General features: G+C 68.3%; 13 protein-coding genes. 4 read left to right on the forward strand and 9 right to left on the reverse strand.

What is annotated here, in order from left to right; translation table 11 throughout:
* The first annotated feature begins 168 nt into the window (after nt 1–168).
* From VPH47_RS20525 to VPH47_RS20535, 3 genes are all read left to right on the forward strand, one after another.
* Complete coding sequence (locus tag VPH47_RS20525; RefSeq protein WP_110710690.1) at nt 169–963, forward strand: undecaprenyl-diphosphate phosphatase; 795 nt, start codon at nt 169–171, stop codon at nt 961–963.
* A 73-nt stretch (nt 964–1036) separates the two neighbouring features.
* Nucleotides 1037–1864 carry a DUF4377 domain-containing protein gene (locus VPH47_RS20530; RefSeq protein WP_368851693.1) on the forward strand — a complete coding sequence of 276 codons (828 nt, stop codon included), beginning with the start codon at nt 1037–1039 and terminating at the stop codon, nt 1862–1864.
* Between the two features lie 54 nt (nt 1865–1918).
* The gene (locus VPH47_RS20535) at nt 1919–2533 is read left to right on the forward strand and encodes an NADPH-dependent FMN reductase (protein ID WP_368851694.1); all 615 of its coding nucleotides are present in this window, start codon (nt 1919–1921) and stop codon (nt 2531–2533) included.
* Nucleotides 2534–2597: 64 nt separating this feature from the next.
* Here VPH47_RS20535 and VPH47_RS20540 read toward each other — a convergent pair whose 3' ends face one another.
* From VPH47_RS20540 to VPH47_RS20580, 9 genes are all read right to left on the reverse strand, one after another.
* Complete coding sequence (locus tag VPH47_RS20540) at nt 2598–3206, reverse strand: YbhB/YbcL family Raf kinase inhibitor-like protein (protein WP_368851695.1); 609 nt, start codon at nt 3204–3206, stop codon at nt 2598–2600.
* 10 nt (nt 3207–3216) lie between these two features.
* Nucleotides 3217–5286 carry a tetratricopeptide repeat protein gene (locus tag VPH47_RS20545; RefSeq protein WP_368851696.1) on the reverse strand — a complete coding sequence of 690 codons (2070 nt, stop codon included), beginning with the start codon at nt 5284–5286 and terminating at the stop codon, nt 3217–3219.
* Nucleotides 5287–5342: 56 nt separating this feature from the next.
* Nucleotides 5343–6332 carry a YheT family hydrolase gene (locus VPH47_RS20550; protein WP_180855027.1) on the reverse strand — a complete coding sequence of 330 codons (990 nt, stop codon included), beginning with the start codon at nt 6330–6332 and terminating at the stop codon, nt 5343–5345.
* Nucleotides 6333–6384: 52 nt separating this feature from the next.
* Complete coding sequence (locus tag VPH47_RS20555) at nt 6385–7176, reverse strand: 1-acyl-sn-glycerol-3-phosphate acyltransferase (protein ID WP_110710684.1); 792 nt, start codon at nt 7174–7176, stop codon at nt 6385–6387.
* A 119-nt stretch (nt 7177–7295) separates the two neighbouring features.
* The gene (locus VPH47_RS20560; protein WP_010487227.1) at nt 7296–7730 is read right to left on the reverse strand and encodes a hotdog fold thioesterase; all 435 of its coding nucleotides are present in this window, start codon (nt 7728–7730) and stop codon (nt 7296–7298) included.
* Nucleotides 7731–7740: 10 nt separating this feature from the next.
* On the reverse strand, nt 7741–9792 hold the full coding sequence (locus VPH47_RS20565; protein WP_180855020.1) for a phospholipase D family protein: 2052 nt from the start codon (nt 9790–9792) through the stop codon (nt 7741–7743).
* Nucleotides 9789–10406 (reverse strand): YceI family protein, encoded by a 618-nt coding sequence (locus VPH47_RS20570; RefSeq protein WP_164162634.1) that lies wholly within the window; start codon nt 10404–10406, stop codon nt 9789–9791. Before VPH47_RS20570 ends, VPH47_RS20565 begins: the two co-directional genes overlap by 4 nt.
* 4 nt (nt 10407–10410) lie before the next feature.
* Nucleotides 10411–10887 carry a histidine phosphatase family protein gene (locus VPH47_RS20575; RefSeq protein WP_110710681.1) on the reverse strand — a complete coding sequence of 159 codons (477 nt, stop codon included), beginning with the start codon at nt 10885–10887 and terminating at the stop codon, nt 10411–10413.
* 49 nt (nt 10888–10936) lie between these two features.
* On the reverse strand, nt 10937–11566 hold the full coding sequence (locus VPH47_RS20580; protein WP_005420986.1) for a ParA family protein: 630 nt from the start codon (nt 11564–11566) through the stop codon (nt 10937–10939).
* A gap of 123 nt (nt 11567–11689) precedes the next feature.
* Here VPH47_RS20580 and VPH47_RS20585 point away from each other — a divergent pair, with 123 nt between their 5' ends.
* A complete protein-coding gene (locus VPH47_RS20585) occupies nt 11690–13174 on the forward strand; it encodes an AAA family ATPase (protein WP_368851697.1) in 1485 nt (494 codons plus the stop codon).
* Nucleotides 13175–13258 lie beyond the last annotated feature (84 nt).

A 13258-nucleotide genomic window follows, 5' to 3' on the forward strand; every position in this document is an offset into this window, starting at 1 on the left:
ACTTTTTGCGGCCCGCAAGTCATTGATTTCAAAAAGGGCGCCCCGGACCGGTGCAAATCAGTGCGCACCAATCAGGTGCGCCCATCACCCGACGCACCCGTTTGGTGCAGCAGGGATCGTCTATCCTCTCGACCTTCTTCCTTCCTGCCGCGCGTGCCCGCACCGTCCATGTCCGACCTGCTCTCCGCCCTGCTGCTGGGCATCCTCGAAGGCTTGACCGAATTCCTGCCGATCTCCAGTACCGGCCACCTGCTCATCGCCCAGCACTGGCTGGGTGCCCGCTCGGACTTCTTCAACATCGTCATCCAGGCCGGCGCGATCGTGGCCGTGGTGCTGGTTTTCCGCCAGCGCCTGCTGCAGCTGGCCACCGGCTTCAACCAGCGCGAGAACCGCGAGTACGTGTTCAAACTGGGCGCCGCTTTCCTGGTCACCGCCGTGGTCGGCCTGGTGGTGCGCAAGGCCGGCTGGTCGCTGCCGGAGACGGTCAGCCCGGTGGCCTGGGCGCTGATCATCGGTGGCGTCTGGATGCTGCTGGTGGAGGCCTACACCGCGCGCCTGCCCGACCGCGACCAGGTGACCTGGACAGTGGCGATCGGCGTCGGCCTGGCGCAGGTGGTGGCCGGCGTGTTCCCCGGCACTTCGCGCTCGGCCTCGGCGATCTTCCTGGCCATGCTGCTGGGCCTGAGCCGACGCGCCGCCGCCGCCGAGTTCGTGTTCCTGGTCGGCATTCCCACCATGTTCGCCGCCAGCGCCTACACCTTCCTGGAAATGGCCAAGGCTGGGCAGCTGGGCAGCGAGAACTGGACCGACGTGGGCGTGGCCTTCCTTGCCGCGGCCGTCACCGGCTTCGTCGTAGTGAAGTGGCTGATGGGCTACATCAAGTCGCACAGGTTCACCGCCTTCGCCATTTACCGCATCGCGCTGGGCGCGGCGCTGCTGCTGTGGTTGCCCTCCGGCAGCTGAACAGCGCCGGGGCACGGCAACCCCATTGCCGGCCCCACCCCGTTTCCCCCACGGTTCCCCAAGGAGAATCACCATGAACCGCAAGCTCACCCTGCTCCTCCCGCTGGCCCTGCTGGCCGCCTGCAGCCAGACCCCGGCCCCGGCCGGCAACGGCGGCGACGATGTGGCCCCGGCCGCGGCCAAGGCAGCAGACCAGCAGACGCTGGCGCACCTGGATGCGCAGCGCCTGCAGAGCCAGCACTGGCTGCTGCAGCAGGCCACCGGCGCCGACGGCAAGCGCATCGACGCGCTGTTCGCCCGCGAGGACAAGCCGGTCACCCTGGACTTCGCTGATGGCCGCCTGTCGGTCAGCAACGCCTGCAACCACATGGGTGGCGGCTACACCCTGGCCGACGGCAAGCTGACGGTCAGTGCGATGGCCTCGACCCTGATGGCCTGCACCGACAAGGCGCTGATGGCGCTGGACGAGGCCGTGTCGAGCCGCCTGCAGGGCGAGCTGAAGGCCGAGCAGGATGCCGATGGCAAGCTGACCCTGACCACCGCCAAGGGCGACGTGCTGGTGTTCAACCCGGAACCGACCGCTGAAACCCGCTACGGCGGCGCCGGCGAAACCGTGTTCCTGGAAGTGGCCGCCAAGACCGAGAAGTGCTCGCACCCGCTGATCCCGGACTACCAGTGCCTGCAGGTGCGTGAGGTCAAGTTCGACGACAAGGGCCTGAAGCAGGGTGAGCCGGGCAAGTTCGAGAACTTCTACGGCAACATCGAGGGCTATACCCACGAAGACGGCGTGCGCAACGTGGTGCGCGTGAAGCGCTACGACGTGAAGAACCCGCCGGCCGACGCGCCGTCGCAGGCGTACGTGCTGGACATGGTGGTCGAATCGGCCATCGAGAAGAAGTAAGACGACAGAAGGGCGGCCGAAAGGCCGCCCTTCTTCGTTGTGTAGAGTCGAGCCATGCTCGACTTTGCAGAAGCAAAGCCGGCCAGCGGCCGCCTCTACCAGGAGGACGCGAACCCGCGTGCTAGCCTTGCGGCGATGAAGATTCTCGCCATCTCCGGCAGCGTGCGCCGGCAATCCACCAACACCGCGCTGCTGCGGGCGTTGCAGGCCATCGCACCGACGGGCATGGAGCTGGAGGTCTACACCGGCATTGGCGATCTGCCCGTGTTCTCGCCCGACCTCGAAGGCACCGATGAGCCGGGCAGCGTCACCGACTTCAAGGCGGCGATCGCGCAGAGCGACGGCGTGCTGGTGTGCAGCCCGGAATACGTGCGCGGCATTCCCGGCGGGCTGAAGAACGCCATCGACTGGCTGGTCTCCGGTGACCAGATCGTGGGCCGGCCGATCGCGCTGGTGCACGCCTCGCATCGTGGCGAGGACATGCTGCAGGCGCTGCGCGCGGTGCTGTCGACGGTGAGTGCGGCGTTCAATGCCGGACTGTTCCTGCGCGTGCCGGTGCTGGGGCTGGAGCCGCAGCAGGTGGCGGATGTGCTGCGTTCGCAGGCGCATCGCGCCGAGGCCGATGCATTTCTGGCGGGGTTTGCGGGGTATTGCCGTTCGTCTTTGTAGCGTCGAGCATGGCTCGACCCTACAGAAGCAACGCCGGCCAGCGGCCGGCGCTACCGGGTTGCGGTTACAGCGCGGGGTTCAGCGTGTAGGTGCCGTGCAGGGTGGCTTCGGCCAGGACGTGGCCGTGCGACGCGCGGTAGGCATCGGCGGCGGTGAAGCGCGGCTGCAGGTCCAGCGTCGCCACGTCCAGCGCGAACACGCGGAAGAAATAGCGGTGCACGCGCTCGTCGTTGAACGGCGGATACGGGCCGTCGTAGCCCAGGTAATCACCGGCCATGTCCGGGTTGCCGGCAAACCAGCCGGTGAAGTCGTTCAGGCCCTGGCGGCTGCCGGCCGGACCCGCAGGCGCGGGCTTGCCCTTCACCACGAAGCCATCGCTGCAGCTGCCGGCGGCGATCTCCTGCACCGAGGCCGGGATATCGGCCATCACCCAGTGCACGAAATCGCAGCGCGGCTGGTCGCGCGGTACCGTCATGTCGGTGCGGCCCACTGTCTCTGGCACGGTCGGCACATCCGGGTCCACGCACACCAGCAGGAACGAGCGGGTGCCATCGGGCACGCTGCTCCATGCCAGGTGCGGGTTGCGGTCCGGGGCGAAGCCGGCGGCATCGCCGGCGGCAAACTCACGGTCGATCGGTGCGCCGTTGGTCAGGCTGTTGCTGCTCAGCTGCATTGCACTCTCCTCATTCTTCCGGGTAGCCCAGGCGCACCGCAACCAGGGTGAGCTGGGCGAAGGCGGCGCTCATCACGTCGCGGTAGTTGCGCCAATGGCCCGGCGGGAAGCGCGGTGCGCCCAGCTGTGCAGCCGGCGGCATCGGCCGCTCGAACAGGCGGCCCAGCAGTTCGGCCATCGCGTGCGGATCGTTGCCGATCTGATCGATGCGCAGCAGCACGTGCGGGTACAGGTCTTCCTCGTGCAGCGTGGCGATCTGGGTCAGTGCGCGCGTCAGCCATTCGCCGGCTTCGGCCAGCGAGGTCATCGCCAGCGGTGCGGCGGCACCGTAGGCCACCCAGTCCAGCAGCATGTCGCGCGGATCACGCAGCACCAGCAGCAGGCGCCCCTGCGGCAGTTGCGGGCGCAGCGCCCACAGCAGGGCGTTGTCCCACCACAGCAGCCAGTCGATCACGGTGTCGCTCTGCAAGCCGCGCGCCGGCAGCTGCTCGCGCCAGCGCTGCACCAGCCGCTCCGGGGTCAGTACGCCCGAGGCCAGGTCCTGCAGCGTGTGGTAATTCTGGAACGCATCATCGGGCGCTTGGTTGGTGTAGCGATCACTGCGCAGCACCGGGCTGGCAGCGGCCAAGCCAGTCGCCACGCGTTCCACGCCCGAACCCGGCGCACCCCACAGGAAGATCGGCGCAGAGCTGGCGTCGCCCTCGATGCTGCCCTTGTCAGGCCAGCTCGGCGGCGACTTGGCCTGCGGCGGCAATGGCAGGCGCTGTGGCGCCTGGTCAGCCTGCAGCGCCAGCCACGTCTGCAGCGCCTGTTCCGGTTGGCCAGCGCGATCCTGGATTTCACCCAGCCAGGTACGCAGGTCGGCACGATGAGCTTCCGGCGCCATTTCAATCAACGCCTGCACGCGGGCGACTGCGGCAGCCGGATCACGCTGCAGCAGGCCTTCGACCAGGCGGGTCTCACCACTCACGCGCCCCGGCTCCAGGCTGACGATGCGCTCGGCGATGGCTTCAGCCTGCTCGCGCTCGCCCACCATGTCATGCAGGCGCAGGCGTGCTTCAAGTGCCGGCAGGTGGCCCGGCATGGCGTCCATCCAGCGTTCGACCGTCGCCGCGGCGGTGGGGCTGCCCACTTCTTCCACCGACAGGCGCGCCAGCCACAGATCGTGCAGCTGCGGATGCTGCTCCAGGGCGGCGTCAAGGCGCGCGCGCGCCTCGTCTTCGCGGCCCAGGCGCTGCCAGGACATCAGCAGCAGCTGCAGCACCTGGCGGTCGTCGGGGATCGCTTCCAGCAACGGCAGCAGGTGGTCCAGCGCCTGCAGCGGCTGGCCGCCGCGCAGCGCCAGTTCACCGGCCAGGCGACGCATCGACGGCGTATCCATGCCTTCCTGCTGCAGAGCGATCTGCATCGCTTCGGCAGCCGCCTCCACGTTGCCCTGGCGCAGCGCCAGCTGCACCACCAGCCCATGCAGCGAGCTGATGGCCGGGTTCAGTTCCAGCACGCGGCGGAACGCCTGCTCGGCGAACGCCAGCATGTCCTTGCCCAGGTAGGCGAAGCCCAGTGCATAGAGCACGCGGGTGTCATTCGGCTGCGCCTGGTTGGCGGCCGACAACAGCGTCAGCGCGCGGTCCGGGTCGTCGCGGCGCAGCGCGATCATGCCGTCGATGGCCAGCAGTTCCGGGTGGTCCGGCTCAACGCGCGAGGCCAGCGTGGACAGGCGCTGGGCTTCATCGAAGTCGTTGCGGCCGATCGCCAGGTGGGCCTGCATCAGGTAGGCGGAGAAGGAGTTCGGGTCGAGCCCGGTGGTGCGTGCCAGCGCTTCGTCAGCGCCCTGGTACTGGCGCAGGGCGAGCAGCAGGCCAGCGTGCTGCAGGTGCAGCTGGGCATCATCGGGGGCCAGCTGCAATGCCTGCTGCAGCGCCTCCATCGCGTCCTCGGCCTTGCCCTGCTGCTGCAGCGCAAGCGCCAGCCAGCGGTGGGCGTCGGCCAGGCCGGGTTCGTCACGGGTCCACGCCTGGGCCAGCTGCACGGCCTGGTCGGCCTGGTTCTGGCGCAACGCTTGGATGATCTGGTCTTGCATGGCAGTCCGCTTCAAGTGCAAACCCGCATTGTAGCGGGCTGCGCGCCGCTGCCGGTTCAGGCCTGCAGGACACGCTGCAGGCGTTGCGCAACCCAGCGCTCGGAGAAGCCGTCGCCCCGCCAGTTCTCGATGAATCCGCAGTGGCCGCCCCAACACGCGGTTTCCAGGCGCGCCTGGCGCGGCAGCTGCCAGTCACTGAAGGTCGCGTACGGAATCACCGGGTCATCCTGCGCCATCAGGATGTCGGCCGGCACCTGCAGGGTGGACAGGCGGTCGCCGGCAATCGAGTAGCCATCGAAATAGGCCTGCAGTGAGCCGAAGCTGGTGTGGCGCTCGACCAGCCATGCCGTCAGCGCGCGGATGTCCAGCTTCAGCACGCGGTCGTCGCAGTCGCTCAGCTCGGGGAACAGGTCGCGCTTGCGGCGCAGCGAACCGGCCCATTTGCGGCGGAAGTACCAGTCATACATCGCCGGGCCGTTCTCGATGCTGTCCATCGTCAGCGCCGGGTCCAGCACTGGGCATACGGACGCCACCCGCAGCAGCGGTACGCCAGCGGCCGGCGCGCGCAGGGCCAGCCGCAGCACGAAGTTGCCGCCCAGCGAATACCCGGCGGCCACCAGCGGCAGCTGCGGCCAGCGCTGGGCGATATCGCCGGCGGCATGCACCACTTCGTCGATCAGGTTGGAATGGAAGATGCCGGGGTTGAGATGATGGGTGTTGCCGTGGTCGCGGAAGTTCAGGCGCACCACGTCGAAGCCCTGTTCCAGCATGCGCGCGGCCGCCATGCGCATGTAGCTGGATTCGGCACTGCCTTCCCAGCCATGCAGCAGCAGGGCCATGCCTTTCGGTTCGCGGCCTTCGACATGGCTGTGCCAGCCCTGCAGGCGCACGCCGTCGCCGCCATCGAGGATCAGCTCCTCGCTGACCGCACCCGTGGCGGCCAGCAGCAGCAGGCCACGCTGCAGGCGCATGCGGCTGGAACTGAGCATCGACTGCAGGTGCGGATTGCGCAGCCAGCGCGGCGGCTGATAGTCAGCCGCGTGCAGCGTCGGCGTACCGGCGTCCAGGACAGGTGGCGGGATCAGGGCCACCGCACCCTCACTGCGTGCTCATGGCCGCCACGATGCGCGCGCGCGAGGTTTCCGCGATGCGCCGACGGCCTTCCAGGTCCTGGGCACCGATCGGCGCCAGGAAGTGCACTTCCGCACGTCGCGCCGGCTCACCGAGCAGGCGCAGGAAATTGGCGAAGAAACTCTCGCCCGGACCGAATGCGACGATGGTCTGCGCATTGCCATGCACGCCATACACCAGTGCCACCGGCTGCACCGGAACACCGGTTTCGACCGCGGCCTGGAAGATGCGGGCATGGAACGGCCCCACTTCGTGGCCACCGCGGGTGCGGCCCTCGGGGAACACGCCGACGGCTCTGCCGGCACGCAGGCGATCGGCCATCACCTGCATCACGCCACCCAGCGATTCGGTATTGCCGCGCTGGTGGAAGATGGTCTGCCCGCGCGCAGCGAGCCAACCGACCAGTGGCCAGCTGGCGATTTCGCGCTTGGCGACGAAACCCATCATGCGCTGGCTGTGCAGGATGCAGATATCCACCCAGCTGACATGGTTGGCGACGAACAGCACGGCGCCGGGCAGCGGCTTGCCGATCTGCACCAGGCGGAAGCCGAAGATCCACATCAGCCCACCCTGCCACCAGTTCACCACCTTGGCGCCGAAGGTCGCTTCGCCCACGCGCAGTTCGCCCCACGGCGGAAGCATGCCGATCAGGATGAGCGGCAGGAACACGGTGATGTGGACCAACAGCAGCGGTACGCGGTACAGGTAACGGCACACACGCGCCACGCCGCCGCGGGGGGCCGGAGTGGGGGAAGTCATCCGCGCACGATACCGGAGGGCCGTCATCGCTGCCAGCCGATTTAGGCCATAAGACCGATCGACCGGGGCAATCGATGGGGAACGCTGGGTTCTGCCGCCGTCAACGAGCCTCCAGGGGCTCAGCCGTGGCCGGCCGCCACCACGGCCAGGGTCAGCCGCGAGATGCATACCAGCCGGCCCTGCTCATCCTCGATACGGATCTCCCACAGCTGGGTGCTGCGGCCCACGTGCAGCGCGCGGGCAGTACCGGTGACCGTGCCCGAGCGTACTGCGCGTACGTGATTGGCGTTGATTTCCAGGCCCACGCAGATCTGCTTGGCCGTATCCACGCACAGGTTTCCGGCGCTGCTGCCCAGGGTCTCGGCCAGCACCACCGAGGCACCGCCATGCAGGATGCCGTACGGCTGGCGGGTGCGCTCATCCACCGGCATGGTGGCCTGCAGCCAGTCCTCGCCCGCAGCGCTGAAGACGATGCCCAGGGATTCAATCGCCGTGTTGCGGCTGAGCGCGTTGAGCTGCTCGATGGAAACGGCTTCGCGGAATACCTGGGTCATGCGGGCACCTTCAGAGGATGGGAACGAGGCCGGCGCCGAATGCAGTCAGCATGCGCACCAGCAGCCACTTCGGGCCGACGTTGACTTCGGGGAAGTCGCCGACGGCGACGTAGCAGTTGTGGAACGCCGGGTCCTGCCGGGGCAGCGGCTGCGGACAGTCGGGGCCCGGCTTGAATTCGTAGTCGGTGGCGTAACGCCACGGCCAGAAGTCGAGGATCGGCAACGCTTCGGAGGCCTTGCCGACACTGTAGTTCAGGCCCGACAGCACCGGCGGCTTGGCCCGCGGCGCCACTGTCCACGAGTTCTGCGGATGGGTATCGCGCAGGATGCTCTCGGCCAGCTGCTCGGCAAACACCGGGTCGTCGATGATCACTGCGCCTTCGGTGTTGTAGTTCTCGCTGCGCGGATCGAAATTGTGGGTGCCGACCACGCCGATGCGGCGATCGACCACCAGCGACTTGGCATGCAGGCCCATGCGCGCGCCCTTGCGGGTGACCGGCAACGGCTTGTTGACCGCCTTGCTGCCCAGGAACGACGGTCGTGTCTCGGTGCGCAGCAGGCGCGTTTCCACCTCGCTGCCGGCGGCACGGCGACGTTCGCGCGCGTTCTGGTAGGCGCTACCAGTACGCGGATGATTCACCGGCACCTGCTTGCGGGGCGCGGCCAGATCTCCGTCGCTGCCACCACCGGCATTGCTGCCAGCGGCGCTGCCGCCGATCAGCGGATTGCGCCCGCCGTCGTCGTCGCCCTCGGGCGCAGCGATCGGGTCGGGCAGCAGGTTGCGGTAGTCGACCGGTGCATCCAGCGGGAACGGCTTGTATTCGAAGATGTTGAAGCCCAGTTCGCGCATGTTGCGCCGCTTGTACTTGTACGACAGCGCATACACGATCGGGTTGTCGGTGGCCGCCAGGCTGTTACTGGACACCACCACGCGCGGTGGCTGCGGGCGCTTGCGCAGCTCGCGGAACAGTTTCTGTGCCGGCTTGGACAGCACCAGGTACGGCGTCTGCAGGATCACTTCCTTCTGCGCGCCGGCAATGAGTGCATCCAGCTGCGGCTCGGTCACGTGCTGGCCGGCCAGCGGCGCATCGGCCTTCTCTCGGCGATGCTTGCGCGGCAGGTCGGCCACATAGCGCACCGAGGCCACCGGCAGCGCGGTGTCCACGAAGGAACGCGTGACGAACTCGGTATCGTTGGCTTCGGCGCTGACCCGCTGCACCCGTTCCGGGCGCCGGAAGGTGGCCGGTGGTAGCACCGGCACCCCTTCACGCAACAGCGTGCGGCCAACATCGTTCAGGCGTTCGGCCGGTACGCTGCGCTTGGCGCGCCAGAAGGCATCGAAGTTGGCCGCCATCGCCCGCGCCTCCGGCCCCGCAATCATGACGTCGCGGTCGCGGAAGTTGTATTCGCGGTCCCAGTCGTAATAGTCGTCCTGGTAGTTGCGGCCACCCACCACACCGATCGCATCGTCGATCACCAGCAGCTTGTTGTGCATGCGCTGGTTGAAGCGACGGAAGCAGCACAGCACGCTGCCGGCGTAGTCGAAGTAGTTCAGCCGGGCCTTGCCGAAGGTCGGGTTGTAGACCCGCAGCTGGAAGTTCTCGTGGGCACCGGACAATGCACCGAGGATCTGCAGGTCGGAGATCGCCGACAGCTGATCGATCAGCACCCGCACCTTCACCCCGCGCCGCGAGGCGGCCAGCAGTTCGTCGATGACCAGCCGGGCGCTGTCGTCCTTGTCGAAGATATAGGTCTGCAGGTCGATGCTGCGGGTGGCGCTGCGCAGCAGGTTCAGGCGTGCGACAAGGGCCCCCTCGCCCTCGTCCAGCAGGGTGGCGTAGTGGCGCGGCCGCCCGGGGGTGGATTCGGTGAACGCCCGGCCGGCCAGCGCCCGCAGCGGTGAATCCTGTGCGCAGCGGTCGGCGCGCTGGCAATCCACCTGGGTCGAGCGCGCCTGCACGGCGATCGCTTCGGCGCGGTCACGCTCGGCATGGGACAGCGATGCACAACCGCTGCCCAGCAACACGGTTGCCAGCGCCAGTACACGCAGCAGGAGGTTCACGGTTTCGGCGCCTCGCTCAGGCGCGCTCGCAATACGAAGGTCACTCGGTCACTCAAGGCAAGCTGCCAGCTGTCCATTCCATACCGGCCTCGCTGCACGGTACCGCGGCTGACGACGTCGCAATCATAGCCGGGTCGGGCGCACTCCGCTTTCTCGACCTTCAGTGTCTCGGGGTGGCTGATCCCGCGCAGGGTCAGCCGCCCGTTGATGTCGCCCCCGTCTTCCACGGTCTCCGGCCAGTACGGCAGCGAGTCGAACTCGACCACGGGGTGGCGGCCCGCGTCGAAGAACTCCTCGCCGCGCATCCAGCCGGTGTAGCGCGCCTTGCCGGGGATCTCGACCGAGCGCGTGAACATCTTCAGGTGCACCTGGTGACGGCCATCGGAGAGGATCTCGATGCGGCCTTCGAAGTGTGGGAACAGGCCTTCGATGCGCTGCCCGAAGCGGGTGCGCACCTCGAAACCGATCTGCGAGCGTTGGGTATCCAGGCGCAGGACCCGGTGCCCTTCGGCGACCACCGGCGGCAAGGACGTTGGCGGTGGCGCCGCAGCCCAGGCCGGTCCGAATGCCAGCAGCACGGGCAGCAGGAAGCGGCTGCGCCGCGCCAGGCTCATTGGATCACGGCCACCAGAACGCGTTCAGGCTGGCCACACCCGGCTCGATCGAGGCCTCGCGCGGGAAGCCGAGCACAGCGATGCCGGCCGGCGGCATGCCGCGGTAGTCGCTGCTGGTGCCCTCGGTCATCAGCGCCACCAGGCGCTCCAGGCCCGGGTTGTGGCCGACGACCAGCACCCGGTCGAGGTCACGGCGGTCGTCCACCAGCGCCGCCAGGGTGCCGGGGGTGGCCTCATAGATACGGTCTTCCAGGCGCTTCTCCACGTAGCCGATGGTGCCGAGCACGGCCTCCAGGGTCTCGCGGGTGCGCCGTGCCGGCGAGCACAGCACGCAGTCCGGCAGCAGGTTGTTTTCCTTCAGCCACTTGCCGGCGGCTTCGGCTTCGGCCAGGCCTACCGGCGACAACGGCCGGTCGAGGTCGGCCTGGCCGGGGGTGGCCGGTTCGGCATGGGCATGGCGCAGCAGGATCAGTTCACGCATCGCGGGTTTCCATGAAGAAGAGGATGCAGCAGAAAGAGTGAGGCAGGCATCAAAGCTTGAGCCAGGACAGCAACGGTTCCCAGTCGGCCTGGTGTTCGCGTACCTGGGCGGAGCGGTAATCGAACAGGCTGCGGCCCAGGCCGGTCATGACCACGTAGCTCTGGCTGTCGCGCAGCTGCGCGACCACCGGGTACGGCCATTCGGCCAGCATCTGCAGCGCCTGCTGCGAGGTCTGGGTCCAGGGCTTGGTGCGGTTCAGGACCAGCCCCACCGGCAGCTTGCGGCTGTGTACCCGTGGGTTCTGGGCCAGGCTGTTGAGGAAGCCGACGATCGCTTCAATGTCCAGCGCAGACGGCAGCACCGGCACCACCACCGCGTCGGCAGCGTCAAGGAAATGGGGGATATCGTCGGCCAACGCACCGGCGGGTGCGTCGATGATGACGGTGTCGGTGCCGTCGGGCAGCTTCTGCGCCCACTGCTTCTTCCGGTACACGTCGATGGGGAGCACCGCGCTTTCCAGCCCGGCACGCCGTTGCGCCCAGCGGGTGCTGGAGCCCTGCGGGTCGGCATCGGCAATCACCGTGGCCTTGCCCTGCAATGCCGCGTACGCGGCCAGGTGGGTGGCGACGGTGGTCTTGCCCACCCCGCCCTTGGAACCGGCCACCAGGATCGTCTTCATGCCAGCCTCGCTTCCGGGTACGTGCCCCGAGCGTACACCGGCGGTGGTGACGGGAGGTAGCACCGTGCTGAACCTGTGGCCATCGCCTTTGCTATCGTGGCGCCCCCGAAGGATCGAACCGGCATGAGCGAACTGCAGGACCTGAGCGCACTGATCCGCGCCAATACCCCCCTGATCGTGATCGAGACCCAGGACGAGGGTCGCATCGTCGAGCTGTTCCGGCAGACGCTGATGCACGTGTGGCGGGCGCTGCACCGCTGGTCGATCACCGAGGGCCTGCGCCGCATCGACCTGGACAGCGAGGACCCGCCGGTCGGGCCACCCGATGCCAGCGCGGCCCTGCAGATGATCCGCCAGGCCGACCAGCGCGGCGTCTACCTGCTGCTCGATTTCCATCCCTACCTGGGCTATGCCAGCCACCAGCGCGCCCTTCGCGACCTGATCCAGCGCCGCCACAGCGAGCCGCATGTGCTGGTGCTGATCGGTGCCAAGGTGGAGCTGCCGGCCGAGCTGGAAGCGCTGGCGGTGCGCTTCAACCCGCGCCTGCCCGATGCCAATGCCCTGCTGAAGATGCTGCGCGAGGAGGCCGACGCCTATGCGCGCGAGCATGGCGGCCGACGGGTGGAAGTCGACAGCGAGGCGGTGAAGAAAATCCTGAAGAACCTGCAGGGCCTGAGCCTGGTCGATGCCCGGCGCATCGCGCGCCAGCTGATCTACGCCGACGGCGCACTGCGCGACGACGACCTGCCGCAGCTGGCGCGGCTGAAGTTCGAGCTGCTCAACCGCAGCGGCCACCTGTTCTTCGAACATGACAGCGCACGCTTCGGCGATGTGGCCGGCGCCAACCGGCTCAAGCGCTGGATCAACCAGCGGCGGGTCGCGTTCATCGCCGGCTCGGCGCCGGCCGGGCTGGATCCGCCGCGCGGCATGCTGTTGCTGGGTGTGCAGGGCTGCGGCAAGTCGATGCTGGCCAAGGCCACCGCCGCCGGCTTCGGCGTGCCCCTGCTGCGCCTGGACGTGGGCGCGCTGTACAACAAGTACCACGGCGAGACCGAAGCCAACCTGCGCCAGGCGCTGGCCTCGGCCGAACAACTCGCGCCCTGCGTGCTGTGGATGGACGAGATCGAGAAGGGCCTGGCCAGCGGTGGCGAGGATGGCGGCGTGTCACGCCGCGTGCTCGGTTACCTGCTGACCTGGATGGCCGAACGCAAGGCGCCGGTGTTCATCGTCGCCACCGCCAACCAGGTGCACGAGCTGCCGGCCGAGCTGCTGCGCAAGGGCCGCTTCGACGAGATCTTCTTCGTCGATCTGCCCTCGCCGGAGGTGCGCGTGGAACTGCTGCGGCTGCACCTGGGCCGGCGCCAGCTCAACGCCGACGACTTCGCACTGCCCGCGCTGGCGGCGGCCGCGAATGGCTTCTCCGGCGCCGAGATCGAGCAGGCGATCGTGGCTGGCCTGTATGCGGCACACGCCGAAGGCCGGCCGCTGGACACCGAGCTGCTGATGAACGAGATCCGCGCCACGCGACCGCTGTCGGTGCTGATGGCCGAGCAAGTGGAGGCACTGCGGGCGTGGGCGTCGGGGCGGACGGTTTCCGCGGACGACTGAGGGGTTTCCAGCGAACGGCGCAGCCCCTCGTGGCTGGTCGCTCAAAGCAACAGCCGTGGTTGGCCGGGTGGGTAGGCTGCGCAG

The sequence above is a fragment of the Stenotrophomonas sp. WED208 genome, from assembly GCF_040984485.1.
Taxonomy (GTDB): domain Bacteria; phylum Pseudomonadota; class Gammaproteobacteria; order Xanthomonadales; family Xanthomonadaceae; genus Stenotrophomonas; species Stenotrophomonas riyadhensis.

What these genes read in the sequence shown, in the direction of transcription:
- VPH47_RS20525 (WP_110710690.1), top strand. Translation starts at nt 169, where the DNA reads ATGTCCGACCTGCTCTCCGCCCTGCTGCTGGGCATCCTCGAAGGCTTG.
- VPH47_RS20530 (WP_368851693.1), top strand. Translation starts at nt 1,037, where the DNA reads ATGAACCGCAAGCTCACCCTGCTCCTCCCGCTGGCCCTGCTGGCCGCC.
- VPH47_RS20535 (WP_368851694.1), top strand. Translation starts at nt 1,919, where the DNA reads ATGCTCGACTTTGCAGAAGCAAAGCCGGCCAGCGGCCGCCTCTACCAG.
- VPH47_RS20540 (WP_368851695.1), bottom strand. Translation starts at nt 3,206, where the DNA reads ATGCAGCTGAGCAGCAACAGCCTGACCAACGGCGCACCGATCGACCGT.
- VPH47_RS20545 (WP_368851696.1), bottom strand. Translation starts at nt 5,286, where the DNA reads ATGCAAGACCAGATCATCCAAGCGTTGCGCCAGAACCAGGCCGACCAG.
- VPH47_RS20555 (WP_110710684.1), bottom strand. Translation starts at nt 7,176, where the DNA reads ATGACTTCCCCCACTCCGGCCCCCCGCGGCGGCGTGGCGCGTGTGTGC.
- VPH47_RS20560 (WP_010487227.1), bottom strand. Translation starts at nt 7,730, where the DNA reads ATGACCCAGGTATTCCGCGAAGCCGTTTCCATCGAGCAGCTCAACGCG.
- VPH47_RS20570 (WP_164162634.1), bottom strand. Translation starts at nt 10,406, where the DNA reads ATGAGCCTGGCGCGGCGCAGCCGCTTCCTGCTGCCCGTGCTGCTGGCA.
- VPH47_RS20575 (WP_110710681.1), bottom strand. Translation starts at nt 10,887, where the DNA reads ATGCGTGAACTGATCCTGCTGCGCCATGCCCATGCCGAACCGGCCACC.
- VPH47_RS20580 (WP_005420986.1), bottom strand. Translation starts at nt 11,566, where the DNA reads ATGAAGACGATCCTGGTGGCCGGTTCCAAGGGCGGGGTGGGCAAGACC.
- VPH47_RS20585 (WP_368851697.1), top strand. Translation starts at nt 11,690, where the DNA reads ATGAGCGAACTGCAGGACCTGAGCGCACTGATCCGCGCCAATACCCCC.